The following is a 26,413-nucleotide window of genomic DNA, read 5'->3' as shown; positions in this document are numbered from 1 at the left end:
TCTTTCAAGCTTGGCAATATTAAGGTCAGGCCGTCGCCCGCACCTCGCGCCGCCGGGCGCTCTGCTGGAAGAACAGCGCCTGGCTGATGACCGCCGACACGTTGGCCGGCTGGAAGGGCTTGGCGATGAGGAAGGCCGGCTCCGGCCGTTCGCCGGTGAGGAAGCGCTCCGGATAAGCGGTGATGAAGATCACCGGAACCTCGAAGGACTTCAGAAGATCGTTCACCGCATCGAGACCCGAGCTGCCATCGGCCAGCTGGATGTCGGCCAGGATGAGACCGGGCTGCTTGGTGGAAGCGAGTTTGACCGCCTCGGTGCGGGTCCGCGCCACGCCGGTGACGTTGTGGCCCAGCCCTTCGACCAGGGCCTCGAGATCCATGGCGATGAGCGGCTCGTCCTCGATGATGAGGATGTCGGTGGCCATGTCGGCGGCCAGCTCGCGCCCGGCCTCGTCGACCAGTTCACGGACCGTCTGCGTGTCGACGCTCAGGATCTGGCCGACCTCTTCCTCTCCGAAGCCCTCGAGGCAGGAAAGCAGGAAGGCCTGACGCGGCAGCGGAGTGATCTGCCCCAGCCGAACCTCGGCCGGCAGGTCGCGCTGGATCTGGTCGCTGCGGCCATTGACCGACAGGGAATTCCAGATCCGCGTGAAGACCTGGAAAAGCTCGACCTTCACGTTACCGGAAGGGCCGATCGTCTCAGGCTCGCTTACCAGGGTTTCAAGTGTGGCCGCAACATAGGCATCGCCCGCCATCTGGCTGCCTGTGAGGGCTCGGGCATAGCGTCGAAGATACGGTAAGTGCTGGACGACAAGCTGAGCTGTCGACATTCGCTTCCCCTTATGTGCTTTTGACTCATTGTACCGATACGGACCATTCAACTCGGCAGCCATGCGAAAGTTCCATCCGTTGGAACCTGCGACGAGGATATGCGTTGTTGCTCAAAACGATTTGAGATACTGCCAAGGTTACTATCCCGGTCGAATCGGGGATGGCAAGGGGATGCCAATGACGGGTGAGAAGGGGAACAAGCTGGCTCGTGTCATACCTGACTCGGACCTCAACGAGACGCTTGCCGCCGATCCCAAGCTCGACAGCACCAGCCAGAAGCGCATCGGCGACCAGTTGCGCGCCATGTACGACGAGCTGATGCAGCAACCTGTCCCCGATCGCTTCAAGAACCTGCTGGATCAGCTGGAGAAGAAGGACAGGGAGACATCCCATGACTCCGGAGCCTGACCTCCGAGACGCTCTCCTCGCTGCCGTTCCAAGCCTCCGCGCCTTCGCAATATCCCTTTCCGGCCACGTCGACCGCGCCGACGATCTCGTCCAGGACACCCTCCTCCGCGCCCTGTCCAACCTTCATCGCTTCGAGCCCGGCACGAACCTGAACGCCTGGCTGTTCACAATCCTGCGAAATCTGTTCCACTCCGAGTACCGCAAGCGCCGCCGCGAGGTGGAGGATCCCGACGGGTCCTATGCCGGCCGGCTGAAAGCCCTGCCGGAGCAGGGTTCGCACCTGGATCTGGAGGATTTCAGGACGGCCCTGGCGACGCTCCCGCCGGACCAGAGGGAAGCCCTGCTCCTGGTCGGAGCCTCGGGCTTCTCCTACGAGGAGGCCGCGAGCATCTGCGGCTGCGCCGTCGGAACGATCAAGAGCCGAGTCAACCGCGCCCGGTCCCGTCTCGCCGCCTCTCTCGACGTGGGCGACGCAGAGGATCTGGGTCCCGACCGCATGACCCGCGCCGCGCTTCAGAGTTCGGTCTGAGGCCTGTCGTTCCGCCCCCTCGCCTGCCCTGCGCCAACAAAAACGCCGCCCGAACCGGGCGGCGTTTTTGTCTTCAACTCGTTCCGCAACGTCACATCGGGTTTCGTCCACGCATCAGACCGATGACGGCGGAGATGGCGAACAGAACGATGGCAACGAAGAAGATGAGCTTGGCGATCTCGACCGCGGTGCCGGCGATGCCGCCGAAGCCGAACAGGGCGGCGACCAGCGCGATGATGAGAAAAGTGACTGCCCAACCGAGCATGATGTTACCTCGCATACTATGGGATCGGCCTGGGCCGATGACACTCAACCAACGTCAAGCGCGACTGTGGAGTTCCGTCAAAAAGACTCAATTGGACAGTTTTTGGGAAAGCCTCGGAAGTATAAAGGAGCCCACCTTAGGTATGGAACCGACCTCCCGTCCCCACGTTTCCCAAAACAATTGGGAGACGAATCCGATGAACAGGCCAGTTGCCCTTCGAGCATTTTTTATTTTCACGATCATTGCGGCCTTTGCTGCCATGACCGGTCTGGCGTCTAACGTCGAGATCGCAGAAGTTCTTTTTCTCATCGGCGGATCTCTCTCCGCGCTGATGCTCTTCTTTGCCATGTCGGCGTCGGCTCCAGCTCCCGTCCCCGTGAGGGTTCGGCGGCGGCGCTGACCGGCCGCTGCCATCGCTACGAAGATCGAGGGCGGCTCCTGATGGTGCCGCCCTTTTTTCGTGTCAGGACTCCGTCGGGTCGCCGCCGTTCGGGTGCAGGACCGAGCCGGTGATGTAGGAGGCGTCGGCACAGGCCAGGAACAGATAGCTCGGGGCCACCTCGTTCGGCTGGCCCGGACGCTTCATCGGCGTGTTGGCCCCGAAGGACTTGACCTTGTCTTCCGGGAAGGTCGAGGGGATCAGCGGCGTCCAGATCGGCCCCGGCGCCACGCCGTTGACCCGGATGCCCTGCCCCGCCAGCTTCTGCGCCAGCGAGCGCGTGAAGGCGACAATGGCGCCCTTCGTGGCGCTGTAGTCCAGCAGTTCGGAGCTGCCGCGATAGGCCGTGACCGACGTGGTGTTGATGATCGAGGCGCCTTCCTTCAGGTGCGGCATGGCGGCCTGGACCATGTGGAAATAGCCGAAGATGTTGGTGCGGAACGTGCGCTGGAGCTGATCCTCGCTGATGTCCTCGATTTCCTTCTGCGGGTGCTGCTCCGCCGCGTTGTTGACCAGCACGTCGACCCGGCCGAATTCCTTGATCGTACGGTCCACGGCGGCCTGGCAGAAGCCGGGATCGCCCACGTCTCCGGCGATCGTCATGCACTTGCCGCCCTCGCGCTCCACGAGGCGCTTCGTCTCCTGCGCATCCTCGCCCTCGTTGAGATAGACGATGGCGACGTTCGCGCCCTCGCGGGCGAAGAGAACCGCGACGGCGCGGCCGATGCCGCTGTCCCCGCCGGTGACGAGCGCGGTCTTGCCCTGGAGCCGTCCGCTGCCGGGATAGCGCGGCTCGTAGTCGGGCCTGGGATTCATCTGGGTCTCGCGACCGGGCTGCTGGTCCTGGGTCTGCGGCGGCAGGGTCTGGTTCTGGTCGGGGCTCATGACGTCTCCGCGAAGTGGAAGGATGCGGTCTCGTGGACCGGAGGCGACGAACGAAAGCAGGCCCGTAAAAAGACGAAGCCCGCGTTGTTTCTCAACGCGGGCTCCAGAAGCGTGTTCCTGGTGGGATAGGGCTATTCCGCAGCACGCGGCCGCTCCGCGGCGGTGGCGGTCTGTCCCATGTTCAGGATGTGGTAGAGGATGATGGCCCCGAAGGTCGCCGTGCCGATGCCGTCGAGGGTGAAGCCCCCCACGTTCAGCTTGAAGTTGCCGGCGCCGAGCACCAGGGCCACGGCCACGGTGATCAGGTTGCGCGGGTTCGAGAAGTCGACCCCGTTCTCCACCCAGATCCGGCCCGCCGTCGCGGCGATCAGGCCGAACACCACGATCGACAGGCCGCCCAGAACCGGCCCCGGAATGGTGCCGATGAAGGCGCCGAACTTCGGCGACAGGCCGAGCAGCAGCGCGATGCCGGCCGCGATGACGAAGATGAGCGTCGAGTAGATGCGGGTGACCGCCATGACGCCCATGTTTTCCGCGTAGGTGGTCATGCCGGTGCCGCCCGCGGCGCCCGAGAGCATGGTGGCGATGCCGTCGCCCATGAAGGCGCGGCCGAGATAGGGATCGAGATTGCGGCCGGTCATGGCCCCGATGGCCTTGATGTGCCCGAGGTTCTCAGCCACGAGGATGATCGCCACCGGCGCGATCAGGCTGATGGCCTGGATGTTGAAGACCGGGCTCTGGAAGGTGGGCAGGCCGAACCAGGCCGCCTCTCCGACCTTGGTGAAGTCCACCGGCTGGCCGAGGCCCAGCATGTTGGCGCAGATGAAATAGACCAGATACCCGATCGCCCCGCCGACCAGCACCGGCAGCCGGCGCCAGATGCCCGGCGCATAGACCGCGATGATGCCGACCGCCACCACCGTGGTGAGCGCGATCCAGCGGGCGAAGGCGGTGCCTTCCGCGTTGTCGGGCGTGACGCCGGAGGCGCTCGAGATCGCGATGGGAGCGAGCACGAGGCCGATGGCGGCCACGATGGCGCCGGTCACGACCGGCGGCATGAGCCGCTCGACCCAGCGATGGCCGGCGAGCTGGACCACGAGGCCGATCAGGAAATAGAGCGCGCCCGCCGCGATGATGCCGCCCAGCGCCAGGGGAATGTTGGGGTTCGGCGCCCCGACCGAGGCTCCCGTTGCGACCAGCACCGGGCCGATGAAGGCGAAGCTCGATCCGAGATAGCTCGGGACCCGGCCGCCCACGATGAAGAAGAAGATGATCGTCGCGATGCCGGAGAAGAGGATCGACACGTTGGGGTCGAAACCCATCAGAAGCGGCGCCAGCACCGTGGCGCCGAACATGGCGACCACATGCTGCAGCCCGAGAATGAACATCTGACCCGACGGCAGACGCTCGTCGGGCATGATGACCCCTTCGGTTTTCAGGGTCCATCGTGGCAGGAAACCGTCGGACATGATTACTCCCCCAAGTCACGGCCGTTTGAATGCGGAATGTGCTCGCACCGTAGCGCCGGAAGCCTCGGAATGGCTAGGTGGGGTAAGGACTTATTAACCGCCGCGGCTGCCCCATTTATGGACATTTGGTCGCCATGCGGTCAAACCCGCCCCCAGCCCGACTCAACGAGGATGACGATGCGCAGGAACCACAGCGCGCCGGAAGGCGTCGTTCACACTCTCCGGATCGACAGCGAGTGCCTGAAAGGCAATCTCCTCGGCGACCCCGCCCGCCGCCGGATCGACGTCTATGTCCCCGCCGGCCATGACGGGCGCGGGCTGCCCCTCCTCGTCGATCTCGCCGGGTATACCGGGAGCGGCCTCGGCCACACCAACTGGAAGAACTACGGCGAGAACGTGCCCGAGCGCCTCGACCGCCTGATCGCCACCGGGATGATGCCGCCGGTCGTGGTGGCCTTTCCCGACTGCTTCACCCGGCTCGGCGGCAACCAGTACATCGACAGCGCGGCGACGGGGCCCTGGGAGACCTTTCTCATCCGCGAGATGCTCCCCTTCGTGGAGAATCGCTTCGGCTGCGGCGGCGACGGACGGCGGGGCGTGTTCGGCAAGAGCTCGGGCGGCTACGGCACCCTCGTCCACGCCCTCAGGCATGGCGGGTCCGTCTGGTCGGCCGCCGCCTCCCATTCGGGGGATGTGGGCTTCGAATATCTCTATCACCTGGGCGAGTTCGCCGGCGCCCTGCGCCACCTGTCCGGCTTCGGCATGTCCATCGAGGCGTTCATCCGCAAGTTCGAGGAAGGCCCGAAGGCCAAGGATGCGGACTGGCATACCCTCATGATCCTGGCCCAGGCCGCGACCTTCGACCCGGATCCGAGCCAGTTCTACGGGGTGCGGCTGCCGGTCGATCTCCATACGGGCGAACTCATGGCCGAGCGCTGGGCCAACTGGCTTCGCTGGGACCCGCTGCGCATGGCGGACGAGCCCGAGCACCTCGAATCCCTGCGCAAGCTGAAGCTGCTCTTCATCGATTGCGGCGATATCGACCAGTACAACCTGGTCTACGGCTCGCGCATCCTGCACCGGAAGCTCGAAGCGGCCGGCGTGCCCCACATCTACGAGGAGTTCCACGACAACCACTCCTCCATCGACTACCGCATGGACACGAGCCTCCCGCTCCTTGCGAAGGCGCTGGCTTAAGGCTTGCAGGCTCACGCTCCGCCGGGTTCGTCTTCCGTCGGCAGTTCGCAGTGATTGTGGATGTGGATGGCGGCGAGAGCGGAGTGACCCATGGCGACCACGATCTGGTCGATGCCGCGCACGATGTCGCCCGCCGCGTAGAGCCCCTTCACCGAGGTCTGGCAATGGCTGTCCACGATCAGGCTGCCGGAGGGATCGTGCTCGGCGTCGAGCGAAACGGCGAGATCGGAGCGGTATTTCAGGCCCAGCGCCGAATAGAGCACGTCGAAGCGGTGTTCCTGGCCGTTCACGTTGATGGCGGCGATCCGGTCTCCCTCCATCTCCAGGGCTTCGACCGGATTCTCGATCACCTTGATCCCGTGCGCGTCGAGCTTCGCCTGCTGCTCCGGCGCGAGCTGCATGGGCTGCCCCAGGGTCAGGAGCGTCACGTCGTCGGAATAGGTTCGGGCGATGAAGACCGCCTCCCCAAGGCCGTGGTCGCCGTATCCGATGACCGCCACCTTCTGGTCGCGGGATTCGTACCCATCGCAGATCGGGCAGTAGCGGATGAGTCCGCGCTGAACCGCGTTCGGCAGGTCCGGAAGATCCGGTTCGATATCGACCGCGCCCGTCGCCAGCAGGACGCGCCGGGCCGCGATCTGGCGCGTGCCGGCGCCGTTGCCTTCGACCAGCGCCACGAAACGGTCGGGCTGCTTGCGCAGGCCCGTCACCATGCCGGCTTCGATGCAGGGGCCGTACTGCTCCAGGTTCTCCCGCGCGCGGGCGATGATGTCCTTGCCCGAGATGCCTTCCGCGAACACCGGGATGTTGTGACTCGTAGGGATCCACGCAGCCCGCGGCGCTCCACTGTCGACGACGAGGAAGCGGCGTTTGAAGCGCGCGAGATAGAGCGCCGCCGTGAGCCCGGCCGGGCCGCCGCCGATGATGAGGCAATCGAGAATGTCGCCGTCGGAAGGCATGTGCGTCCGTATCCTCCTGCTGAGAGTCGCAGTAGGCACAACACGCGAGAGCCGAAAAAGGTCGATGCCCTGAAGTCTCACCCCTGTGCGCGGCGGAGCTTCTCGTACCGCTTGACCGTGCGCTCGCGCTTGAGCCGGGAAAGGCGGTCGATCCAGAAGATGCCGTCGAGCTGGTCGATCTCGTGTTGCAGGCATACGGCCATGAAGCCCTCGGCCTCCTCCTCGCGCCCGGCGCCCTCCACATCCCGGTAACGCACCCGCACCCGTGCCGGACGCTCGATCTCCTCGGTCACGCCCGGCATGGAGACGCTGCCCTCCGTGTGCCGGATCAGATCGTCGGAGAACCAGACGATCTCCGGATTGACGTAGACCTTCCGCTCGCTGGCGGGATCGAGCTGGATGACGGTCACCCGCTGGAGGATCCCTACATGCGGCGCCGTGATCCCGACCCCCGGCGCGGCCTTCATGGTGTCGTGGAGGTCCTGCACGAGCGTCCGCAGCCCGTCGTCGAAGGCGGCGACGGCCTCCGCCTTCCGGCGCAGTCGGGGATCGGGAAAGAACACGAGTGGTCGCACGGCCAAGGGCGCTTCTCCGTCATGCTTCGGCAGTTGGACGCCCGAGCCTTTAGCATGGGAGACGACAAGTGGTGCAACGGCCTCCCCTCGCCCGAATGGGCGAAGAGGATCCACCCCTCATCCCTTCGCGCGCTCCGGCCTGTCCTCGCGCTGCTCCAGGGCCACCTCGATCAGGCGCCAGGCCTCGTCGTCGCCGATCAGCGACCGCGCGCGCTCGCCGGAGACATGGGGCCGGTCGGGCGGCTCGACCACGGCCCGCATGAAGCGGCCGGTCTCCCGCACCTGAATGTTCACGTCGCCATGCACGTCCTTGAGCCTCTCGACCAGCCGGTCCACGAGCGGATCGATCTCGGGACCGTCGATCTTCCTGGGAGCGCCGTCGATGAGCTCGAAGATGGATGAGCGCATCGACTTCAAGCCGTCCGTCAGGATCGAGAACGAGATGAAGCCCGCAGCCGCGGCATCCGCCCACCACAGGCCGAAGGCGACGCCGACGATCCCGAAGATGCCGGCGAGCCCGGTCTGCCAGTCGGCGGCATTCATCAGGGCATCCGTGTGCAGCACCTTGTCGGCGATCTTGGCGGCGACGGGCTTCTTGAGCCGGCCCAGGATCATGGGCGGGATCACGGAATAGATCAGGACCGCGATCATGATCCAGCCCATCCAGATCTCGTGGCCGAACAGGTTGTACGATCCGATCGTCGGGTGCTCGCGTTTGATCAGGGTGGCGCCCGCTTCGTAGAGCATGAGCGCCCCCATGGCCGTCAACGCGGTGGCGGCAATGAGAAAGGCGAGCGAGTTGGCCCTGTAGAAGCCGAACGGAAACTGCTTCGTCGCCGGCTTCTCCTCCAGGCGCAGGGCAATGAGGAAGGCGATGGGCGGGAGAAGGCTGAGCATGTCCTCCACCCAGGCCGTCCGCATGGCCTGGCTGCCGCCCATGACGAGGGCCATGGCGACGATGATGGACGTCAGGAGGCCGATGCTGATCCAGGACAGCCTCTTGGCGCGCCGCATCGCCTGTTCGATTTCGGCGGGCAATGCGGGATGAGTCTCGCTCATGACGAGGCTCCCGCGGCCTTCGCGGCCTCGATGGCGCGGTTCACCCTCAGCAGGAACGCGTTCTCGCCCGCGCGCACGGCCAGAACGCGCTTCTCCTCCTCGGCCGAGCCGTAAAGCGGCCCCACCGCCTTGGAGAAGCCGGCCTTCTTGAACGGAGTGGATTTCGGGACGCCGCCGATGATCAGATGGATATGCCCTCGGTCGAGCTCCTCGAACAGCCTGTGGGCATCGCCCTCCGTGTAGACGGGCTGGGATTGGAGGTTCTCGGCCAGGATCTCGACGACGGCCCGATCCTGTTCCGCGTTCCTGTCCGACTGCAGCACTCCCACACGCAATTCCTTGCCCCGGACCATCTCCAGGGTCTCCTCCGGGTCCCGGGGCAGGTCACATCCGGCGAGGAGCCCCCCGAGGGCGGCAGTGGCGGCAAGAACTCTGAACACTCGGGCACACATGGGACGGCATCGACCTTCCATCTCTCGGCCAAGGTTGAACGAGAAGCCGGGCCGTTTGGTTCACTCCGATCTCCATCCGGAAGGCTAGATACCCCAGTAGTAGCGGGCGCCGTAGTAATCGTGCAGGGCCCGCTCCCGATCCCGATAGAGCCGGCTCTCGCCCTCCTCGCCGAAGAGCGCCGGAGCGCCGCGCACCTGCTCCTCGGTCACGTCGGTCCGGTAGCCGCCGAGATCCGTGTCGTAGCGAAGAGTCTCCCAGGGAATGGGGTGCGTGTCCTCGCCGACGCCGAGAATGCCGCCGAAGGCCAGCACCACGTAGGCGACCTGCCCGCTCACCTTCTCGATCATCATGCGCTTGACCGCGCCGATATGCTTCCCGTTGGGATCGTAGACGGACGTGCCCTCCACCCGGTCGCTGGCGATCAGGGGCTCCGGCGAGGTCGTGCGGCTGGCGCCAGCCTGGGCGGAGGCCGGACCGGCCCTGTCGTCCGAGCGGGTCCAGCCGGACGCTTCGTAGACCCGCGCCCGCGCCCCCACATCGACCGCATGGCCCCGGGCCAGGATGTCCTGCGCTGCCGCGTGCCGGTCGTCGTCGACCCGGACGGAGACCAGGGCGCCGCCCCGGTGCACGCCTTCCGCATAGACTCGGGCATCCTCGTCGTTGAGACCTGCCCCCGTCAGGGCGCCGATGATCCCGCCGGTGGCGGCTCCGGCTCCTGCCCCGACGGCGGTGGCGGCGAGCCATCCCGCGGCCACCATGGGGCCCAGGCCGGGAATCGCCACCAGGCCGAGCCCGGCGAGTAGACCGGCCCCTCCCCCCACGGCGGTCCCGACGGCTGCGCCGGTGCCGGCCCCGTCCTTGGCATCCTCCGCGTTGCCGAAGGAAACCGTCTGCCAGTCCTCGGACTTATTCGCCACCATGCTGATGTCGCTGGAAGGAATGCCGGCCGCCTCAAGGTCCTTTACCGCCTGAACGGCATCGCGGTAGCTGTCGAAGAGAGCCGTAACCGTCCGCGTCATGGGAAGTGCTCCTCTCCAGAAGGGTCTTCCTAAGAGGCTACGCTTTCAGTCGAGCGAAATCGTGACGGCGCTGCTGCGGACGCATTTTCGCCCCTGGACCGCAAAAAGTTGGGCACTATATGCGCGCGCATGCAACTCGACCGATATCAGATCGTGCGCGCCGGCGCCTATTGGGCTATTCAGCTGAACGCAAGCACCCTTCGCACCTTCGCCAAGAGGAGGGATGCGATCAAGGCTGCGATCGAAGCCGCTCTCCAGTCCGGGGAAAGCGGCAATGCTGCCGAGGTCATGGCTCAGGGCCGGGACGGCAATCTCGTACCGCTCTGGACTTTCGGGCGAGATGCTTACTCCTCCGAAACCGTTAGCCGCTAAGGCCTCATCAGCATGAGAAGAAAGCGGATACTGGTTTGATGGATGATGAACTGCGCGAATTCCTCCGGCACTCCCTCCGTTCCGTCTGGAATATCGAGCTTCTGCTCCTGCTCGCCCGTCACCAGGGCCGCAGCTGGCCCGCCGGGGACCTAGTGCGGGAGTTGCGCGCCAGCGATCTCGTGGTGAGCCAGGGCGTCGACGGCCTGCAACAGGCTGGGCTGATCATCGCGGAATCCGGCGAAACCTATCGTTACGCGCCGGCCTCGCCGAATCTGGACCGTCTCGTTCAGCAACTCGAACGGGTCTATCGCGAGCGCCCCTCGGCCGTGACGAAGGCCCTTTTCTCGTCACCCACGGACAGGCTGACGACCTTCGCCGATGCGTTCCGTCTGAAGAAGGACTAAAACCGCATGCTGAGTTTTCAGGCGACCATCTATACTCTCTGCCTCCTGGCGAGCGCCGGCTGCGCGTCGCTCCTCGTGCGCAGCTACCGGGAAACGCGGGCGAAGCTTCTCCTGTGGAGCGCCCTGTGCTTCGTCCTTCTGGCATTCAACAATCTCTTCGTCGTCATCGACCTGCTGGTCCTGCCGAGCGTCGATTTCGTTCCTTTCCGGCACCTGGCGTCCCTTGCCGCCGTGAGCGTCCTGCTGTTCGGCTTTATCTGGGAGACTGAATAAGTGAGCAACGCCGCGTCGCAATTCATCTCGGGCATGATCACGATGGGCTTCCTCGTGGCGGGCCTTCTCTTCCTGCGCTTCTGGACCCGCACCCGCGACATGCTGTTTGCCGCCTTCGCGGCCGCTTTCGCCCTTCTTGCCGCCAACCAGGCCCTCGCCGCGCTCATCGACGTGCCGCGGGAAGAGCGGAGTTGGATCTATCTTCTGCGCGTCGCGGCGTTCGTGCTGATCATCGCGGCTGTGGTGTGGAAGAACAGAGGTGCAGTCGCCCTCTCCCAACGCCGTGAGTGAGAGGCGACCGGACGATCTCCTCATGCAAAAGGCGCAGATCCCAAGGGACCTGCGCCTTTTTCGTGCCGCGAGAGCTCAGGCCTTGGCTTCGCCCAGGGTATCCGCCATCTGCGCGCCGCGTGCGCCCATGGGCTCGTGTGCGCCCTCGGTACTGTCCTTGGCCGTCTGGTGCTCGACCTCGGCATTCAGTTCGGCGCCCAGGAGCACGACGATGGTCGAGAGCCAGATCCAGGTCATGAAGCCGATCACGGCGCCCAGCGAGCCGTAGGTCTCGTTGTAGCTGCCGAAATTGGACACATACCAGGAGAAGAGCACCGAGCCGGCGAGCCAGAGGACGGCGGCCACCAGGCTTCCCGGCGACACCCAGCGCCACTCCGGCTTATCGCGGCTGGGACCGTAGCGGTAGATCACCGCAAGCCCCGTGATCACGATGAGGAGCAGGACCGGCCAGCGCGCCAGCGAAAGCAGCGTCTCCGCCGTGCCTCCCAGGCCGAGGAAGCCGAGGACGACGGGGAGAACGACGATGCCGCCCACTGCCAGGATGATGAACAGAAGCCCTCCGATCGTGAAAGCCAGCGACTGGAGGTTCAGCATGATGAAACTTCTCTTCTCGTCCTCCTCGTACACGATGTTCAGCGCATCGATGACGGCTTTCACGCCTGCATTCGCGCTCCAGAGGGAGACCAGGAGACCGAAGATGAATCCGAATCCGAGGGCGCCGCCGCCCTGCGATGCGATGCGCCTCACCTGCTCGCTGATGATTTCCATGGCGCCACCCGGAAGAACCCCGGACACCGCGCTGAGATGGCCCTCGATCGTCGCCGGATCGGCAAACAGGCCATAGATCGAGACCAGAGCCGCAATGGCCGGGAACAGTGCCAGCAGGGCATAGAACGTCACACCGGCGGCGACGGCCATGATCCTGTCTTCGCCGAATTCCTCGTAGACCCGCCAGAGGATGTCCTTCCAGCCCGGCGTCGGAATCTCCGTGGGCGTGTCCGCATGCCGTCCGCGCTCCTGTCCGCCCTGGTCCGGCCGCGAGGGCTTTCCCGCCGCGGCGTTCTTCTTCGGGAAGGTGTTGCCCTGCCGGTCGCCCTGCCGTGCCGCTCCGCTGCGTGCCGTCTGACCATCGCGCCGGCTTGCTGGAGCATCATGAACCGGCCGCGTGCCGCCGGCGACGAGCTTGAGAAGGGCCCATCCGGCGACCATGGCCCACATGGTGGTTGCGGCGGACGGATAGGCGGGACGACCTTGGGCGGGACTGTTTGCCATGGCGTAGTCAGCGATGCTCCTCTCCCAAGCGGTCATTGCTTGGCTTTTCCGCTAACTCCCGGGAGGAATTGACGGTTCCCGCCCCGCCGCGCATGCTCTCCCCTGGCCACGCCTGCGCCTCGCTCGAAGCGGACATTTCCAGAGGGCGATGGGGGCACCGTCGCTGCCGCGGAATGCGCAGGAGGATCAGATGCTGGACATGGTGATTTCGGCCCGGAGGCGGGATCTCGGCGGCTTCGAGGTCGGGCGGGTGCTGCCCTTCATGCAGCGCCGCATGGTCGGCCCGTTCATCTTCTTCGACCATATGGGACCCGTCGACCTGCCGCCCCATGTGCCGCGCAGCACCGATGTGCGCCCTCACCCGCATATCGGACTGTCGACCGTGACCTACCTCTTCGACGGCGAGATCATGCACCGGGACAGCACCGGCGCCCGTCAGGCCATTCGCCCGGGCGCCGTGAACTGGATGACGGCCGGAAGCGGGATCAGCCATTCGGAGCGGTTCGACGGACCCATCCGCGAGACCGGCGGGCGCATGCATGGCATTCAGGCCTGGGTCGCCCTCCCCGAGACCTTCGAGGAGACGGATCCGAGCTTCATCCATCATGGCGCGGAGGAACTGCCGGTCTTCGGCGAGACCGGCGTTTCCGCCCGCCTTATCGCCGGCGAGGCGTTCGGCCTGGCCAATTCGGTCACGACCCACTCTCCTCTCTTCTATCTGCATGTCGAGCTGGATGCCGGCGCCCGGATCGGCGTTCCGACCGGCTATCCCGAACGGGCCGCTTATGTGGTCCGGGGACGGATCGAGGCCGACGGCCACCCATACGAGGCAGGGCAGATGCTGGTCTTCGCAGGCGGGACCGATCCCATCCTGAGAGCGCTCGAGCCCACGACCGTGATGCTCCTGGGAGGCGAGCCCCTAGGGCCGCGCCATATCTGGTGGAACTTCGTATCCTCCCGCAAGGGCCGGATCGAGCAGGCCAAAGCGGATTGGCAGGCAGGCCGGATTCGCCTGCCCCTCGACGACGACCGGGAATTCATCCCGCTTCCGGAGGGACCCAAGCCTTCGCCGGAACCCATGTCCTGAACCCGGCAGGGCTCCGGAGCAAAGAAGAAGGAGCCCTTTCGGGCTCCTTCCGTGCGTGAGGCCGGAGGCTTAGCGGGAGTAGCGGAATTCCGGCGCCCGCTCGAGCATGTCCTTGGTGGCGTTCGGCAGGATGGCGCGCTCGGGATAGTCGCGTCCCTCGTCGCCCGCCGTGGCACGAACGCCGTAGCCGTCACCCGCCGTGCTGCCGGTGGTGGCGGGCGAGGCATTGTCGGTCATCGCCGTCGTGGTGCCCGTCGTACCGGTGGCGGTGGTGCCCATCGCCCCCGTGGCGGCACGGTTGTTGTTGGCCGGGGCATTGCCGGTCATGGCGGTGTTGGTGCCGGTGATGCCGCCGGCGCCCATGCCGGTGCCGTCACGGCCGATTGTTCCGGCCGCGCCGGTGCCGGTGGCCGCGGTGCGGGCCTCCTCCTGCTGCCACTGCAGCGCGTTGAACGGCACCGCCACACTGCGCTCGCCGATGCCCAGGAAGCCGCCGACGCCGATCACCACGGCCTCGACCTGACCCTGCTTGTTGACCAGAACCTCGCTGATGTCGCCGATGCGCTCGTTGTTCTGGTTGTATACGTTCACCCCCTCCAGACGCGAGGCGCGCCACAGGTCGGGACGGTTTTCCGTGATGTACTGGATGTTGCCGCCCTGCATGGTGGCCGCCGAACCCTGCTGGTTCATCTGCGTGCCCTGCTGGTTCTGCTGGATGACTGGAACCGTGGTGGTGGTGCCGGACGGAGCCGTGGTGCCGGTCTGCGCCAGCGCCGGAGCCGATAGAAGCGTGCCCGCAAGAAGTCCGATGGCGACACGATCAAGCATGTTTTCCTCCGTTGATTGAGACCAGGGCGCTTGGAAGCGCGCACCTCTTGAGAACGGACTTCTCGGGAGTTGGTTTCCAAAAAACGGACTTACAACCCGGAAAAGCAGGCGTCTTCTCTTGGCTTGCCGAGATATAAACCGAAATGGAACGAAAAGATCAGAGACTCAGCTGCACATTGTCAGTGACAGGAGGTCGCGATTTCACAAATATATCAGAAGAAAGCACGATATATTCCTTAATATACATCAGCAGCAGCACCGTTCATAAGTGCCCCTGGATGAATTCTGCCGGTATATTGATCGCACATCCAGCCTGCAGCAGGTCGATTATCCGCCACTATATAACATATAAGAAGATGATCGTCGGCAGTTCCTGTCCGATGCCGCAGGCGCTGCCCGTCAGTTCGAAAACAGAAGCGCGGCGCGCGTGCCTGCGTGGGTCGGATCGAACGCGATGGAGGAATTGAGGTTCGACACCATGGCCTGGATGATCTTGGTGCCGAGGCCCGTGCCCTGCACGATCCCGTCGCCCCGCCACCCGATGCCGTCGTCCTCGACGACGAGGGAGGCACGGTCCCCGAGGGAAGTCAGGGTGATCCGGATATCGCCCGAACGGCCTTCGGGATAGGCATACTTGAATGCGTTGGTGACGAGTTCGGTTACGATCACGCCGAGAGACACGGCCTTGTCGGTCGGCACGCGAAGCGGTTCGGCGCGCAGCTGGATCACATGCTCCCGCCCGGCGGCCCGCATGACCCCCTCGAGCTCTTCCACGAGGCCCCGCAGGTAGGTGTCCATCTCCACGAAACGGACATCCTCGGAGGTGTAGAGGCGGCGATGGATCTGAGCGATGGCCGTGATCCGCCCCTGCGTTTCCGTGAGCGCATCCCAGGCGGCGCGATCGGACTTGATGGCGCGCTGCTGCATGGCCACGAAGGAGGCCACGAGTTGAAGGCTGTTCGCGACGCGGTGATTGACCTCGCGCAGAAGCATCTCGGCCCGCTCCCGTGCCTCCTGCATCCGCCGGTCGGCCTCCTCCTTCTCGCGCCGCAGGCGTTTGGCCTCGATCGCCTGCTCCACCGCCGTGTGCAGGAGTTCGACGAAGGCACCGCTCACGTCCTTGATCACGTAGTCCGCCGCCCCGGCCTTCAGGGCGGCGACCGCAATGCGGCCTTCATCCGAACCGGTCACGTAGACGACGGGAGGCGGATCCGGCAGCGTCTGGATCTCGGCGAGGATTTCCAGCCCCTCCCGGCCCGGCATGAAATGGTCGAGCGCGATCGCATCGAAGGAACCGGAAGAAAGCCGCATCAGGCCCTCGTTGCCGGATTGGACATGGGTGACGGAGACCCCGTGACGCGCGAAGGTCCGCTCCACGAGGCGGCCCAGCCCTGCATCGTCGTCGATGTAGAGAATGCGCCGCAGATCCGGGTGGGGGGAGCCGCTCACGATGCCTCGGGTATCTGGATGACCGACAGGAAGAGCCCGAGTTGCCGGATGGCCTGCGAGAAGGTTTCGTACTCGACGGGCTTGGTGATGTAGACGTTGGCGCCGAGATCGTAGCAGCGCTGGATCTCGCGCTGGTCATCGGTGGTCGTCAGGACGACGACCGGCGCCAGACGCAGCTTCTCGTCCCGCTTGATCTGCGCGAGGATGTCGACGCCGCTCATGTCCGGCAGGTTGAGGTCGAGCAGCACGAGGAGCGGACCGCCATTGCGGATGGCGGGATTGAGCAGGTGCTGGAGCGCAGCCGTGCCGCTCGTGTAGTGCCGGATCTCGTTGCAGACGCCGGCCCGCCGGATGTTCTTTTCAATCAGGCGGGCATGGCCCTCATCGTCCTCGACCATGACGATGGTGACTGACTGGTGCTGGGGCATTAAGCGGCCTCTGATGCGATATGAAGCGTTTTGGGCAGAAGCACCGTGAAAGTCGAGCCCTGACCTGGTTGCGACGACACGCTTATAGCCCCGCCGAGGCGTCGCACAAGTGATCGTACATGCGCCAGGCCGATGCCCTCTCCGGGCCTGTCCTGAGATCCCGCCCGCCGGAAAAGGTCGAAGATGCGGTCGAAATCCTTCCGGTCGATGCCCCGGCCGTTGTCCTCGACCTCGTAGCGGAGATATGCGCCCGTCTCATACCCCCTGATCACGATGCGGCCCGGCCGGGCGGGATCGAGATATTTTGCCGCGTTGTCGATGAGATTGCCGAAAATCTGCTCCAGGGCGAGGCGGTCGCTCGTGAGGTCCGGCGCACTCTCGATGATGAATTCGGCACCGGTTTCCTCGAACTGGTGCCTCAGGCTCTGCTGGCAGACCGCCAGGAGGTCGCGCATGGCGACCGGCTCCGGCGTGAGCACCCGGCGCCCCTCGCGGGAGAGCCTGAGGATAGCACCGATGAGGCGATCCATCTTGGCGGTCGAGGTGCGGATGAAGGAGATCGCCTCGGGCAGGTCCTCCTCGATGGCGACGCGCGCCTCCTGGGTGGCGAGTTCCGGCGCCCGGTCCTGGACGGTTGCATGGTAATGCTCGATCGCCTTGCGCGTGGCTTCGAGCTCGCTGGTGAATCCCATGATGTTGACCAGGGGCGCCCGCAGATCGTGGCTCACGATATAGGCAAAACGCTGGATCTCATCGTTGGCAGCCTGCAGGTCGGCCTCCACTTCCTTGATCTCGGAGATGTCCGTGCAGGTTCCGAACCAGCGCTCAATTTCCCCGGCCTGGTTGCGGACTGGCAGCGCCCGGCCAAGCGTCCAGCGGTATTGCCCGCTGCGGTGTCGCAACCTGTATTCGATCTGGTAGGGCTCCCCGGTCGCGAGGGAATGCTGCCAGAGCTTTCGTGCCCGTTCCTGGTCCTCGGGGTGGAACATGCTGTTCCACTCCTCCCCGTCGGTCGAGCCTTCGGGCATGCCGGTGAACTCGTACCAGCGGGCATTGTAGTAGTCGTGGAAACCGTCGGCGCGGGTCGACCACACCATCTGCGGCATGGCATCCGCAAGGATGCGGAACTTGCGCTCGCTCTCCTGAAGGGCCTGCTCGGCTAGGATCCGCTCGGTGATGTCATGGCCCTGGACGAAGATGCCCGACACGCCCCCCTCGGCTCCGACAATGGGCTGGTAGACCAGATCGACGAAGCGCTCCTCGGGCGTGCCGGCCGGCTCGTGCTGGAGCAGAACCCGCAGGCTTCGCCCGACGAACGGCTGTCCGGTGGTGAAGACGTTGTCGAGGAGCTCAAAAAAGCCTTGTCCCGACACTTCGGGCAGCGCCTCGCGGACGGTCTGGCCGACCACGTCCCGGTGGCCAACGAGCTGGAGATATGCCGCATTGGCCAGCTCGAAGCGGTGCTCGGGCCCTGCGAGGACCGCCATGAAGCCGGGGGCCTGCTCGAACAGGCGCCGGAGATGGCGGCGCTCCGCGTCAAGGGAGAGATTGGCCTCCTGGACTGCCTGGGCCCGGCGGAGCACATCGCCCTCGAGCTGGGTTGCCGGCCCGGCCGGCTCACGGAACGACTTTGCTACCATGCGCAGGCGATGCAACTCGGTGACGTCGACCGTGTGCTGAAGAATGCAGGAGACCTCGCCCGCCCCGTCGAGCAGAGGCGTGTGGGTGGCGCTCCAGAACCGTTCCTCGAAGCCATGCCCGTCCGGGCGGGGGATATCGTAATGGATCAGGGCCAGGTGATCGGGCCTGCGGGTCCTGAGCGCCCGCTCGAGGGATGCCCGCAGCTGCTCGACGCTGGCGCCCTCGCCCGGGAAGGCCTCGAACATGTTGCGCCCGGTAAGGCCCTCCCGCGTGCGCATCGTCACCCGGAGGTAAGCCTCGTTCATACCGAGGATCGTGAAATCCGGCGCCAGCAGCACGTAAGGGTTCGGCGACGTGTCGAACAGGGCCTGGTAATCGATGGGTGGATCCTTGGGCCCCGGCTGTCCCTGTGGCGAGTGTACTGGAGGCAACATGTTACACCTTGGCGGATGATCCTGCTGGCGGCGAGCTGGTCTGAGGGCGGCCGCTCAAGATCGGGTCTTTCGGTTTGAACTGAACATAGGTCAGCGGATCCGGAAAGCCCATGCATCCGTCACGACCTCGTTTGCAAGGGCGTGTGGGCAATGACACGCGGGGACCATGTGGTCCACGTCCGGCCGCTCGGAAATCGTGGGTCAGGCTTCCATCGCACTCGTTGCCGGAAGCCCGGCGCTCGTCATCAACTTGCGCGCCGACACGCGTCCCGGCGCGCAAGTTGATGAAGCGACGGGGTTTGCGTGGTCGGTTGCGGTCAGACCGCATCATGGCTCGAGGGAATCGGGAGCGGCTCCCGCGAGCTTGGCGCGCTCGCAACCAGGCGAAATCGCAGGAACAGAGGATCAGGCTTGTCCGCAATCGAGCGGCGTGCATCAACGATGCGCGCTCAGCCGCACCTGGCGCAAACCGGGTTCGGCCGGTCGCAGAAGAGACTCGAGCCAACACGCAGGAGAACCCACGTCTTCCGTCCACGGGACCAAAGTCCGGCCTGTCATGGGACTTTCGACCACCCGCCGTCGGGCTTCAGTCAAGCTTCGTGCGGACCTCTGCCTGATAGCTGCCGCCTCGCCGTTTGCCCAAGATGTGACGATCCGCCGGCATTGGGATGGCGAAACAAGGGCAGGAGACAATCATGGTGCAGCTCGTCAAGCACGATCTCGAATTCATTCTCAAGCAGATCAAGATCGCCGAGGCCCACGCGGCCGGTGGCGACCTGGCAACCCTCGTGGCAAGGGCAGGCGGCTATGACCCGACGGCCCCCGGCGGCGCTCCGGCCCAGGCCCACCTGCTTCCCTATGGCTTGCGGACCGTCGACGGCAGCTACAACAACCTCATTCCCGGCCGCGAGAAGTGGGGTGCGGCCGATCAGCCGTTCCCGGGCATCTTCGAGCCGAATTATCTGAACGAAGCGGATGGGGACACATTCGCTCCGGGCGGGCCTCCGATCACCAACAATGACTATGCTAACTCCGGCCGCACCAATGGCAACGTGGCCGACGCGGATCCTCGCATCATCTCGAATCTGATCGTCGACCAGACGCTCAGCAATCCGGCCGCCATCATGGCGGCTCTTCAGCATGCCGGCCTCACCGGCGCCCAACTGGCCACCGCATTGTCTGAGGTCAGGGCCGCGTTCACCGCGCTGGGTGCCGCGGGCGCAGGCGGCGATGCCGCTTTGCTTGAGGATCTCGCCGATGCGCTGGCGGCTGCAGAGGATGCTGCGGCGGCGGCGAAGGCCGCCTCCGAAATCGCCGCGGCTAAAGCAGCAGAGGATGACGCTGCGTACGAGGCTGCGGTTGCCGAGGCCGAGACCGCCAGGACGGCGGCAAACGAGAAGCGTGACGCCTGGAACGCGCTTCTCGAAGATGACATCCCCGACGATGAGCAAGCCGAGGCGATCACTGCAGCAACGGCTGCCTTCGATGAGGCCGACTTAGCCGCGAGCGCAGCCGAAGCGGAAGCTGCATCCCTGCAGGAGACGGCTTTGGCCTCAAGCGAAGCGGCCCAAGCGGCTTCTGAGGCGGCATCGGCGGCCGCGGCTGAGGCCGCTCTCGCCCTTGAGGAATATACACAAGCCCTCGAGGCGGCCACCGACCAACCGGCGACTGTTGCGGCCGCGCGCGCTGCTCTCGAAGTCGTGCTGGAACGCTACGGCATCGAAATGGACGGCGAGACCATTGTGCTTCCCAACGTTTCGCCGGACGAGGGACTTTCGTCGCCGTTCAACGGCTGGATGACCATCTTCGGTCAGTTCTTCGACCACGGCCTCGACCTTGTCGCCAAGGGCGGGAGCGGCACCGTCTATGTCCCCCTGCAGCCTGGTGACCCGCTCTATGACGCGAACTCCGCAACCAACTTCATGGCGCTGACCCGTGTCACCGTGGATGCCGGCCCGGACGGGCGTCTCGGCACGGACGATGACCTGGCAGCCCCAAAAAACCTGACAACGCCCTGGGTGGATCAGAACCAGACCTATGGGTCCACCGCATCCAAGCAGATCTTCATGCGCGAGTATGTGAAGGCGCCCGATGGTTCGGTTGACGCCCAGGGGAACGACATCTCCGGCAGGCCTATCGCTACCGGGCATCTTCTCGAGGGCAGCACTGGTGGCCCCAACGGGACAAAGGGAGGTTTGGCCACCTGGGCGGACATCAAGGAACAGGCAAGGACGATGCTCGGCATCAACCTGACCGATGCCGATGTCGGCAACATCCCGCTGCTTGCTTCCGATCCCTACGGCAATTTCATCCCTGGCGCGAACGGCTACCCGCAACTCGTCATCGGCCTTGGTGCCGATAACCAGCTCGGCACCGCGGACGACGTCCTGCTCCAAGGCGATCCTCTGGCCAATGGCGGGCGCGGGGTCACCATTCCCTCCACGACCGTGCGAACCGGCCATGCCTTCCTCGACGACATCGCGCATAATGCGGATCCGGGGACCGTCTTCGATCTCGACAATGACCCGATGACACGCGGCGACGGTGACACGCCGGTGCAGGCCGACTCCGACGAAGTTGTCGGAAACAACATCACCACGGATTACCGCGGCCGCAAGATCGCATACGACAACGAGCTCCTCGACGCCCACTATATCGCCGGCGACGGCCGGGCGAACGAGAACATCGCGCTGACCGCCGTACATCACGTGTTCCACTCCGAGCACAACCGCATCGTCGAGCAGACGAAGCAGATCGCGCTTGAGTCGAACGATCTCGATTTCCTGAACGAGTGGCTTCTGGTCAAGGTCGAGGCAATTCCGGCCACGGAGGCCGCGAAGAACGCCCTCGTCTGGGACGGCGAGCGCCTGTTCCAGGCGGGACGCTTTACGACGGAGATGGAATATCAGCATCTCGTGTTCGAGGAATTCGGCCGCATGATGCAGCCGGACATCGATGCTTTCGTGTTTGAGCCTTCCAGCGACATCAACCCGGACATCGCGGCTGAATTCGCCCATGTGGTGTACCGCTTCGGTCACTCCATGCTCAGGGAGGGCATCACACGGATCGAAATCGGTCCCGACGGCAAGCCGGTACAGGACGACATCGGCCTCATCCAAGGCTTTCTGAACCCGGTCGAATTCGCCTCCGCAGGCGACGCCGATGCGGCAGCCGGCGCCATCATCCGCGGCATGAGCCGCCAGGTCGGCAACGAAATCGATGAGTTCGTGACCGGTGCGCTGCGCAACAACCTGCTCGGCCTGCCCCTCGACCTCGCGACGATCAACCTGGCCCGTGGCCGGGACGTCGGCACGCCGCCGCTCAATGCGGCCCGCGAAAAATTCTATGCCGCAACCGCCGATACGCAGCTGAAGCCCTACACCAGCTGGGCCGACTATGCCCTCAACCTCAAGAACCCCGCGTCGATCATCAATTTCATCGCCGCCTACGGCAAGCATGAGCTCATCGAGGACGCGACAACCACGGAGGAGAAGCGTGAGGCTGCCACCCTGCTCGTCCTGGGCGGCGACGGCGAGCCCGGCGACCGGCTCGACTTCCTCAACAGCACAGGCTCCTGGGCGAGCAAGGAAACGGGCCTCAACACCGTCGACTTCTGGATCGGCGGCTTGGCCGAAAAGAAGATGGCCTTCGGCGGCATGCTCGGCTCCACCTTCAGCTTCGTCTTCGAAATGACGATGGAGAACCTGCAGGACGCCGACCGGTTCTACTATCTCTCGCGCACGCAGGGTCTCAACCTTCTGAACGAGCTGGAGAACAACTCGTTCGCCGAGCTCGCCATGCGCAACACCGACCTTGGCGATCCGGAATCGACCGTGCTGCCCGGAAACCTGTTCTCGGCCTTCGAGATGCCGACCATCGAGATGGATCCGAGCAAGCAGATTGGCGCCGATCCGAAGCACGACGATCCGACCCTCCAGGCGGTTTCGCGGATGGTGGAACGGCGCGACAGCAACGGAGCCCTGATCCCGGAGAACGACACCACGACGGTGGCAAGCTATGTCCGCATCAACAGCAATGAGCATTTCACCGTCGGCGGGACCGACGGGAACGACACCATCGTTTCAGGCGGCGGCGACGATGCCATCTGGGGCAAGGCCGGGGACGACAACCTCGAAGCCGGCTACGGGGTCGACAAGGTCTTCGGTGGCGATGGCGACGACATCATCACCAATGCCGGCACGGATATCGGCGAAACCGACTTCCTGCATGGCAACGAGGGCAACGACGTCATCCATGGCGGCTCAGGCCTCGCGCTGATCTTCGGCAACCAGGGCAAGGATTTCCTCGTTACCGGCCCTGACGGCAAGGAGGTTTTCGGCGGAACGGACGACGACTTCATCCTCGGGGGTGAAGGCGGCGACTTCCTTCTCGGCAACGAAGGGAGCGACTGGATCGAGGGTGGGCAGCGGGTCGACACCCTGGCCGGCGAGAATTCGGAACTGATGTTCAATTCGACCATCATCGGCCACGACGTGCTCAACGGCGGCAGCGGCGACACGGACTACGATGGCGAATCGGGCGACGACATCATGTTCCAGGCCGAGGGCATTCAGCGCAACAACGGCATGGCTGGCTTCGACTGGGCGGTTCACAAGGGCGATGCGGTCGGGGCCAATTCCGATCTCGGCATCCCGATCTTTGCGAACCAGGAGGCGTTCATCCTCAGGGATCGCTTCGACCTGGTGGAGGGCCTGTCCGGCTGGAAGCATGACGACGTTCTCACGGGCCGCGTGGTTCCGGTCAACACCAGAGCCGAAGCGACCGGCACCGCGGCGATCCCAGGGGCGGATTCTCCGTTCGAGTCCTACTCGAACGCCCTGCTCCAGAAGAATGTCGCGTTGATCGACGGGCTTGACGACTTGGTCGCTCACCTCACGCCCACCGAAGCGAGAGACGAGGACGGCAACCTGATCCTGGACGAGAACGGTCAGCCGATCATGGTCGTGATCGACTCCGCCGACGCCTCCGACATCCTGCTCGGCGGCGGTGGGAGCGACATCGTCAAGGGGTTTGCCGGCAACGACATCATTGACGGTGACAAATGGCTCAACGTGCGCATCAGCGTCCGTGACGACGAGGGCAACGAAATCGCGACCGCCGACGGTATGACGGGCAAGCTCTACACGAGCGCCGCCGGGCTTCTCGCCCTGGATGCGGATGAGCTTTATCGCGATGAACTGCATCCGGATGGAAAAACCCTCCAGCAGGCCATGTTCGACCGGACCTTCAATCCGGGTCAGCTCCACATCGTTCGCGAGATCCTGGACGGGAACGAGGCGGAGGATGCTGATATCGCGGTCTATGGCGACGTGAAGGACAACTACACGGTCGCCGCCAACGAAGATGGCAGCATCACCGTCACCCATGTCACCGTCACGAATGAGGTCGACCCGACGACCGGCCGAAACCGGGTCTCGGACGGCACGGACCGCCTGTTCAACATCGAGACGCTTCGCTTCTCGAACGGCGCGGGCGGCACGGTCGACATCCCGGTGGAACAGCTTGTTCCAGTCCCGGCCAGCGGCCGGCCGATCCTGAGTGACACCACTCCGACCGAGGGCTCGTCCATCACGGCGGATACCTCCGGCATCAGCGATCCGAACGGGATCCCGGCCACATTCGCATATCAGTGGCAGATCTCGTCCGACAATGGTGCGAGCTGGACGAACATCGCGGGTGCGACGGATCAATCCTTCACGCCGCGCGACGGTGATGCGGGCCAGATCCTGCGGGTGGCCGTCAGCTTCGTGGATCTCCTCGGGACAGCTGAGGAGGTGTTCTCGACTCCGACGGGAATCATCGGCGACCTCTATGTGGGCGACAACACGGCCAACACCTTCCTCGGAACCGCCGGCGATGACCATGCGTCAGGCCTCGGTGCTGCCGACAGCTTGAGTGGCGGCGTCGGAGACGACACTCTCGAAGGTGGCGGCGGCAACGATATCCTGACCGGAGGCGCCGGCAATGACGCGCTTGATGGCGGAAATGGGAGCGACATAGGCGCGTTCTCGGGCCCCGTCTTCAACCACAGCTTCAGCCTCGGCGACCAAGGTCAGATCACTGTGTCGGACATGGTGGGAACCGGTGGGACCGATACGCTGACGAATGTCGAGCGGATGCGCTTCAACGATCTGACCTACACGGTTTTCGCCGGTTCCAACGGCGATAACAATCTGCTCGCAGCAAACGGTTCCCAGCTGGTGCTCGGTTTCGACGGTGATGACGTCCTCGACGGCGGTGCCGGACCTGACGTGCTCATCGGCGGCGCCGGCAACGATCAGGTCAGCGGCGGCATTGGTGCCGATACCCTCCTCTGGCGAGCCGGTGACGGGCGTGATCTCGTCGACGGCGGCGCCAACAGGGATACTCTCCGCGTCCTCGGTGATGAAACCGCCGAAAACTTCGGGATCTACTCCGCAGCGGTCGCGGCCGCGAAAGGATTGACCGGTCTCGACGCGGAGACGGAGATCGTCATTACCCGCAACGGGGTGGTCGTCACGGAGCTTAAAACGATCGAGGAGATCGTTGTCACCGGAGGAGGAGGTGACGACGTCTTCGATATCGAAGGCGACTTCGGCCCGACGAGCCTTCTGACCAACACGATCACGATCGAAGGCACAGGGGACAATGACACGGTTGACATTTCGGGACTGACCTCTCCGCACCGGATCGTTTTCCGGACCAACGGCGGCAATGACGAGGTTCACGGCACCCTGCGCGAGCAGGACGTCATCGAGGTCGCGCCTGGACTGTCGGCCGATAAGTACGTCGCCGACGATGATCCCGAGGACGAGGTCACGACACTCACCTACGGCCCTGAGTCTCACACGATCACCTATGCCAGCTCCGGCACCGCGACGATCAGGGCCTCCACGGTCGACGAGATGCCGTCCGTTGATCCTGACGATGGAGACCCTGGCACGGGAAGCGGAGACAATGGCGGCGCCAATCCGCCTCCCGGTGGCGGCGGCGGCAATCCACCTCCGGCCGGCGGCGGTGGAGGCGGCGGCCAGCCCACTCCCCCCACCGGTCCGCAGCCGGGCGATCCAGCGGCTCCCGTCGTGGTCAAGGCCCTGTCGGCGAGCTTTGACGGAGCGGCGTATCTTGCGGCCAATCCGGACGTGGCGGCGGCCGGCATGGATCCTCTCGACCACTATGTCCGCTTCGGCGCCGCCGAAGGCCGGAGCGCGCCGGGTCTCGACCCGCGCCATGTGGTGGGACGCGAGATCACCGACGGGTTCGACAGCGACTTCTACCTGCTGAACAATCCGGACGTGGTCGCGGCCGGGGTGGAGGCCTCCTTCCACTTCGAGAACCACGGCTGGAAGGAGGGGCGCCATGCCAACGCCTTCTTCGACACCGGGTTCTATCTCGAGAGCAATCCGGACGTAGCCGCGGCCGGGATCAACGCCCTCGACCACTACCTGCGCTTCGGTGCCGTCGAGGGCCGCGACCCCTCCGCCGGCTTCGACAGCACCGCCTACCTCACCGCCAATCCGGACGTGGCGGCTGCGGGGATCAACCCCCTGGAGCACTTCCTCCGGTTCGGCATCTACGAGGGACGCACCGCCTTCGAGGATGACAGCCTCATCCTCTAGGGATCGCCGCTCCTGCCCCCGTCACAGGACGGGGGCAGGAGGTGAGGCTTCCTGTCTCTCGTGTCTGGTTTTGTTGTGGGTCAGTTTGGTTGTGAGCCTGACCCTTGCGGCAAGACCGGATCGGCGCCCGCCGGGAGCCCTGCCCCCCGCCGCTCCCGGCGGGTCAGCCGGCCCCGGGCCGAGCCGCTCCTGTCCTTTCCTCTTCATCTGTCCTGTTCTTCGTTGATC

24 protein-coding genes and 1 pseudogene are annotated in these 26,413 nt (G+C 64.9%); 10 read left to right on the top strand and 15 right to left on the bottom strand.

Going from position 1 to position 26,413, the window contains the following annotated elements; translation table 11 throughout:
* Positions 1-25: 25 nt before the first annotated feature.
* Complete coding sequence (locus tag ACFOYU_RS08090) at positions 26-829, bottom strand: response regulator (RefSeq protein ID WP_226741416.1); 804 nt, start codon at positions 827-829, stop codon at positions 26-28.
* 178 nt (positions 830-1,007) lie between these two features.
* On the opposite strand from ACFOYU_RS08090, the gene ACFOYU_RS08085 reads away from it, so the two are divergent.
* Both ACFOYU_RS08085 and ACFOYU_RS08080 read left to right on the top strand, forming a co-directional pair.
* Positions 1,008-1,238 (top strand): NepR family anti-sigma factor, encoded by a 231-nt coding sequence (locus ACFOYU_RS08085; protein ID WP_377033152.1) that lies wholly within the window; start codon positions 1,008-1,010, stop codon positions 1,236-1,238.
* Positions 1,222-1,767, top strand: a complete 546-nt coding sequence (locus tag ACFOYU_RS08080) for a sigma-70 family RNA polymerase sigma factor (protein ID WP_226741418.1) — start codon at positions 1,222-1,224, stop codon at positions 1,765-1,767. The genes ACFOYU_RS08085 and ACFOYU_RS08080 overlap by 17 nt, the downstream gene beginning before the upstream one ends.
* A gap of 91 nt (positions 1,768-1,858) precedes the next feature.
* Here the strand turns inward: ACFOYU_RS08080 and ACFOYU_RS08075 are convergent, their stop codons facing one another.
* Positions 1,859-2,032 (bottom strand): DUF1328 domain-containing protein, encoded by a 174-nt coding sequence (locus tag ACFOYU_RS08075; protein WP_226741419.1) that lies wholly within the window; start codon positions 2,030-2,032, stop codon positions 1,859-1,861.
* A gap of 196 nt (positions 2,033-2,228) precedes the next feature.
* Here ACFOYU_RS08075 and ACFOYU_RS08070 point away from each other — a divergent pair, with 196 nt between their 5' ends.
* Positions 2,229-2,432, top strand: a complete 204-nt coding sequence (locus ACFOYU_RS08070) for a hypothetical protein (protein WP_377033151.1) — start codon at positions 2,229-2,231, stop codon at positions 2,430-2,432.
* A 63-nt stretch (positions 2,433-2,495) separates the two neighbouring features.
* Here ACFOYU_RS08070 and ACFOYU_RS08065 read toward each other — a convergent pair whose 3' ends face one another.
* Both ACFOYU_RS08065 and ACFOYU_RS08060 read right to left on the bottom strand, forming a co-directional pair.
* Positions 2,496-3,356 carry an SDR family oxidoreductase gene (locus ACFOYU_RS08065; protein ID WP_377033150.1) on the bottom strand — a complete coding sequence of 287 codons (861 nt, stop codon included), beginning with the start codon at positions 3,354-3,356 and terminating at the stop codon, positions 2,496-2,498.
* 131 nt (positions 3,357-3,487) lie between these two features.
* A complete protein-coding gene (locus ACFOYU_RS08060) occupies positions 3,488-4,825 on the bottom strand; it encodes a solute carrier family 23 protein (RefSeq protein ID WP_377033149.1) in 1,338 nt (445 codons plus the stop codon).
* Between the two features lie 177 nt (positions 4,826-5,002).
* Between ACFOYU_RS08060 and ACFOYU_RS08055 the strand changes: the two genes are divergently transcribed.
* A complete protein-coding gene (locus tag ACFOYU_RS08055) occupies positions 5,003-6,022 on the top strand; it encodes an alpha/beta hydrolase (RefSeq protein WP_377033148.1) in 1,020 nt (339 codons plus the stop codon).
* Between the two features lie 11 nt (positions 6,023-6,033).
* Here the strand turns inward: ACFOYU_RS08055 and ACFOYU_RS08050 are convergent, their stop codons facing one another.
* The 6 genes and pseudogenes from ACFOYU_RS08050 to ACFOYU_RS08025 form a co-directional block, all read right to left on the bottom strand.
* The gene (locus tag ACFOYU_RS08050; RefSeq protein ID WP_226741424.1) at positions 6,034-6,981 is read right to left on the bottom strand and encodes an NAD(P)/FAD-dependent oxidoreductase; all 948 of its coding nucleotides are present in this window, start codon (positions 6,979-6,981) and stop codon (positions 6,034-6,036) included.
* A gap of 77 nt (positions 6,982-7,058) precedes the next feature.
* The gene (locus ACFOYU_RS08045; RefSeq protein WP_377033147.1) at positions 7,059-7,562 is read right to left on the bottom strand and encodes a peptide deformylase; all 504 of its coding nucleotides are present in this window, start codon (positions 7,560-7,562) and stop codon (positions 7,059-7,061) included.
* Positions 7,563-7,673: 111 nt separating this feature from the next.
* On the bottom strand, positions 7,674-8,615 hold the full coding sequence (locus tag ACFOYU_RS08040) for a cation diffusion facilitator family transporter (protein ID WP_377033146.1): 942 nt from the start codon (positions 8,613-8,615) through the stop codon (positions 7,674-7,676).
* Positions 8,612-9,055 carry a hypothetical protein gene (locus ACFOYU_RS08035; protein ID WP_226741427.1) on the bottom strand — a complete coding sequence of 148 codons (444 nt, stop codon included), beginning with the start codon at positions 9,053-9,055 and terminating at the stop codon, positions 8,612-8,614. The genes ACFOYU_RS08040 and ACFOYU_RS08035 overlap by 4 nt, the downstream gene beginning before the upstream one ends.
* Before the next feature lie 96 nt (positions 9,056-9,151).
* Positions 9,152-9,475: a PRC-barrel domain-containing protein gene (locus ACFOYU_RS08030; RefSeq protein ID WP_377033180.1), complete on the bottom strand. Its 324-nt coding sequence runs from the start codon at positions 9,473-9,475 to the stop codon at positions 9,152-9,154.
* A 63-nt stretch (positions 9,476-9,538) separates the two neighbouring features.
* Positions 9,539-10,087: pseudogene (locus tag ACFOYU_RS08025) on the bottom strand (hypothetical protein); the annotation flags it as partial.
* A gap of 129 nt (positions 10,088-10,216) precedes the next feature.
* On the opposite strand from ACFOYU_RS08025, the gene ACFOYU_RS08020 reads away from it, so the two are divergent.
* From ACFOYU_RS08020 to ACFOYU_RS08005, 4 genes are read left to right on the top strand one after another with little or no spacing between them, the layout of a single operon-like run.
* Positions 10,217-10,459 carry a hypothetical protein gene (locus ACFOYU_RS08020; protein ID WP_377033145.1) on the top strand — a complete coding sequence of 81 codons (243 nt, stop codon included), beginning with the start codon at positions 10,217-10,219 and terminating at the stop codon, positions 10,457-10,459.
* A gap of 38 nt (positions 10,460-10,497) precedes the next feature.
* On the top strand, positions 10,498-10,863 hold the full coding sequence (locus tag ACFOYU_RS08015; RefSeq protein WP_377033144.1) for a hypothetical protein: 366 nt from the start codon (positions 10,498-10,500) through the stop codon (positions 10,861-10,863).
* 6 nt (positions 10,864-10,869) lie between these two features.
* Positions 10,870-11,136: a DUF5985 family protein gene (locus ACFOYU_RS08010; RefSeq protein ID WP_226741430.1), complete on the top strand. Its 267-nt coding sequence runs from the start codon at positions 10,870-10,872 to the stop codon at positions 11,134-11,136.
* On the top strand, positions 11,137-11,427 hold the full coding sequence (locus ACFOYU_RS08005; protein ID WP_226741431.1) for a DUF5985 family protein: 291 nt from the start codon (positions 11,137-11,139) through the stop codon (positions 11,425-11,427).
* 75 nt (positions 11,428-11,502) lie between these two features.
* Here the strand turns inward: ACFOYU_RS08005 and ACFOYU_RS08000 are convergent, their stop codons facing one another.
* On the bottom strand, positions 11,503-12,699 hold the full coding sequence (locus ACFOYU_RS08000; protein WP_377033179.1) for a YihY/virulence factor BrkB family protein: 1,197 nt from the start codon (positions 12,697-12,699) through the stop codon (positions 11,503-11,505).
* A 190-nt stretch (positions 12,700-12,889) separates the two neighbouring features.
* On the opposite strand from ACFOYU_RS08000, the gene ACFOYU_RS07995 reads away from it, so the two are divergent.
* Positions 12,890-13,786: a pirin family protein gene (locus ACFOYU_RS07995; protein ID WP_377033143.1), complete on the top strand. Its 897-nt coding sequence runs from the start codon at positions 12,890-12,892 to the stop codon at positions 13,784-13,786.
* A 69-nt stretch (positions 13,787-13,855) separates the two neighbouring features.
* Here ACFOYU_RS07995 and ACFOYU_RS07990 read toward each other — a convergent pair whose 3' ends face one another.
* The 4 genes from ACFOYU_RS07990 to ACFOYU_RS07975 form a co-directional block, all read right to left on the bottom strand.
* Positions 13,856-14,614, bottom strand: a complete 759-nt coding sequence (locus ACFOYU_RS07990) for a PRC-barrel domain-containing protein (protein ID WP_377033142.1) — start codon at positions 14,612-14,614, stop codon at positions 13,856-13,858.
* 399 nt (positions 14,615-15,013) lie between these two features.
* Positions 15,014-16,063 carry a sensor histidine kinase gene (locus tag ACFOYU_RS07985; protein WP_377033141.1) on the bottom strand — a complete coding sequence of 350 codons (1,050 nt, stop codon included), beginning with the start codon at positions 16,061-16,063 and terminating at the stop codon, positions 15,014-15,016.
* Complete coding sequence (locus ACFOYU_RS07980; RefSeq protein WP_377033140.1) at positions 16,060-16,491, bottom strand: response regulator; 432 nt, start codon at positions 16,489-16,491, stop codon at positions 16,060-16,062. Before ACFOYU_RS07980 ends, ACFOYU_RS07985 begins: the two co-directional genes overlap by 4 nt.
* Positions 16,491-18,566: a PAS domain-containing protein gene (locus ACFOYU_RS07975; protein WP_377033139.1), complete on the bottom strand. Its 2,076-nt coding sequence runs from the start codon at positions 18,564-18,566 to the stop codon at positions 16,491-16,493. Before ACFOYU_RS07975 ends, ACFOYU_RS07980 begins: the two co-directional genes overlap by 1 nt.
* 695 nt (positions 18,567-19,261) lie before the next feature.
* Between ACFOYU_RS07975 and ACFOYU_RS07970 the strand changes: the two genes are divergently transcribed.
* Entirely contained in the window at positions 19,262-26,185 is a 6,924-nt protein-coding gene (locus tag ACFOYU_RS07970; RefSeq protein ID WP_377033138.1) for a peroxidase family protein, read from the top strand.
* The last annotated feature ends 228 nt before the right edge of the window (positions 26,186-26,413 follow it).

The organism is Microvirga sp. GCM10011540, from assembly GCF_042650665.1.
GTDB classification, from domain to species: Bacteria; Pseudomonadota; Alphaproteobacteria; order Rhizobiales; family Beijerinckiaceae; genus Microvirga; species Microvirga lenta.
The sequence above is the reverse complement of the archived record's forward strand: the minus strand, read 5'-3'. Positions and strand labels throughout refer to the sequence as shown.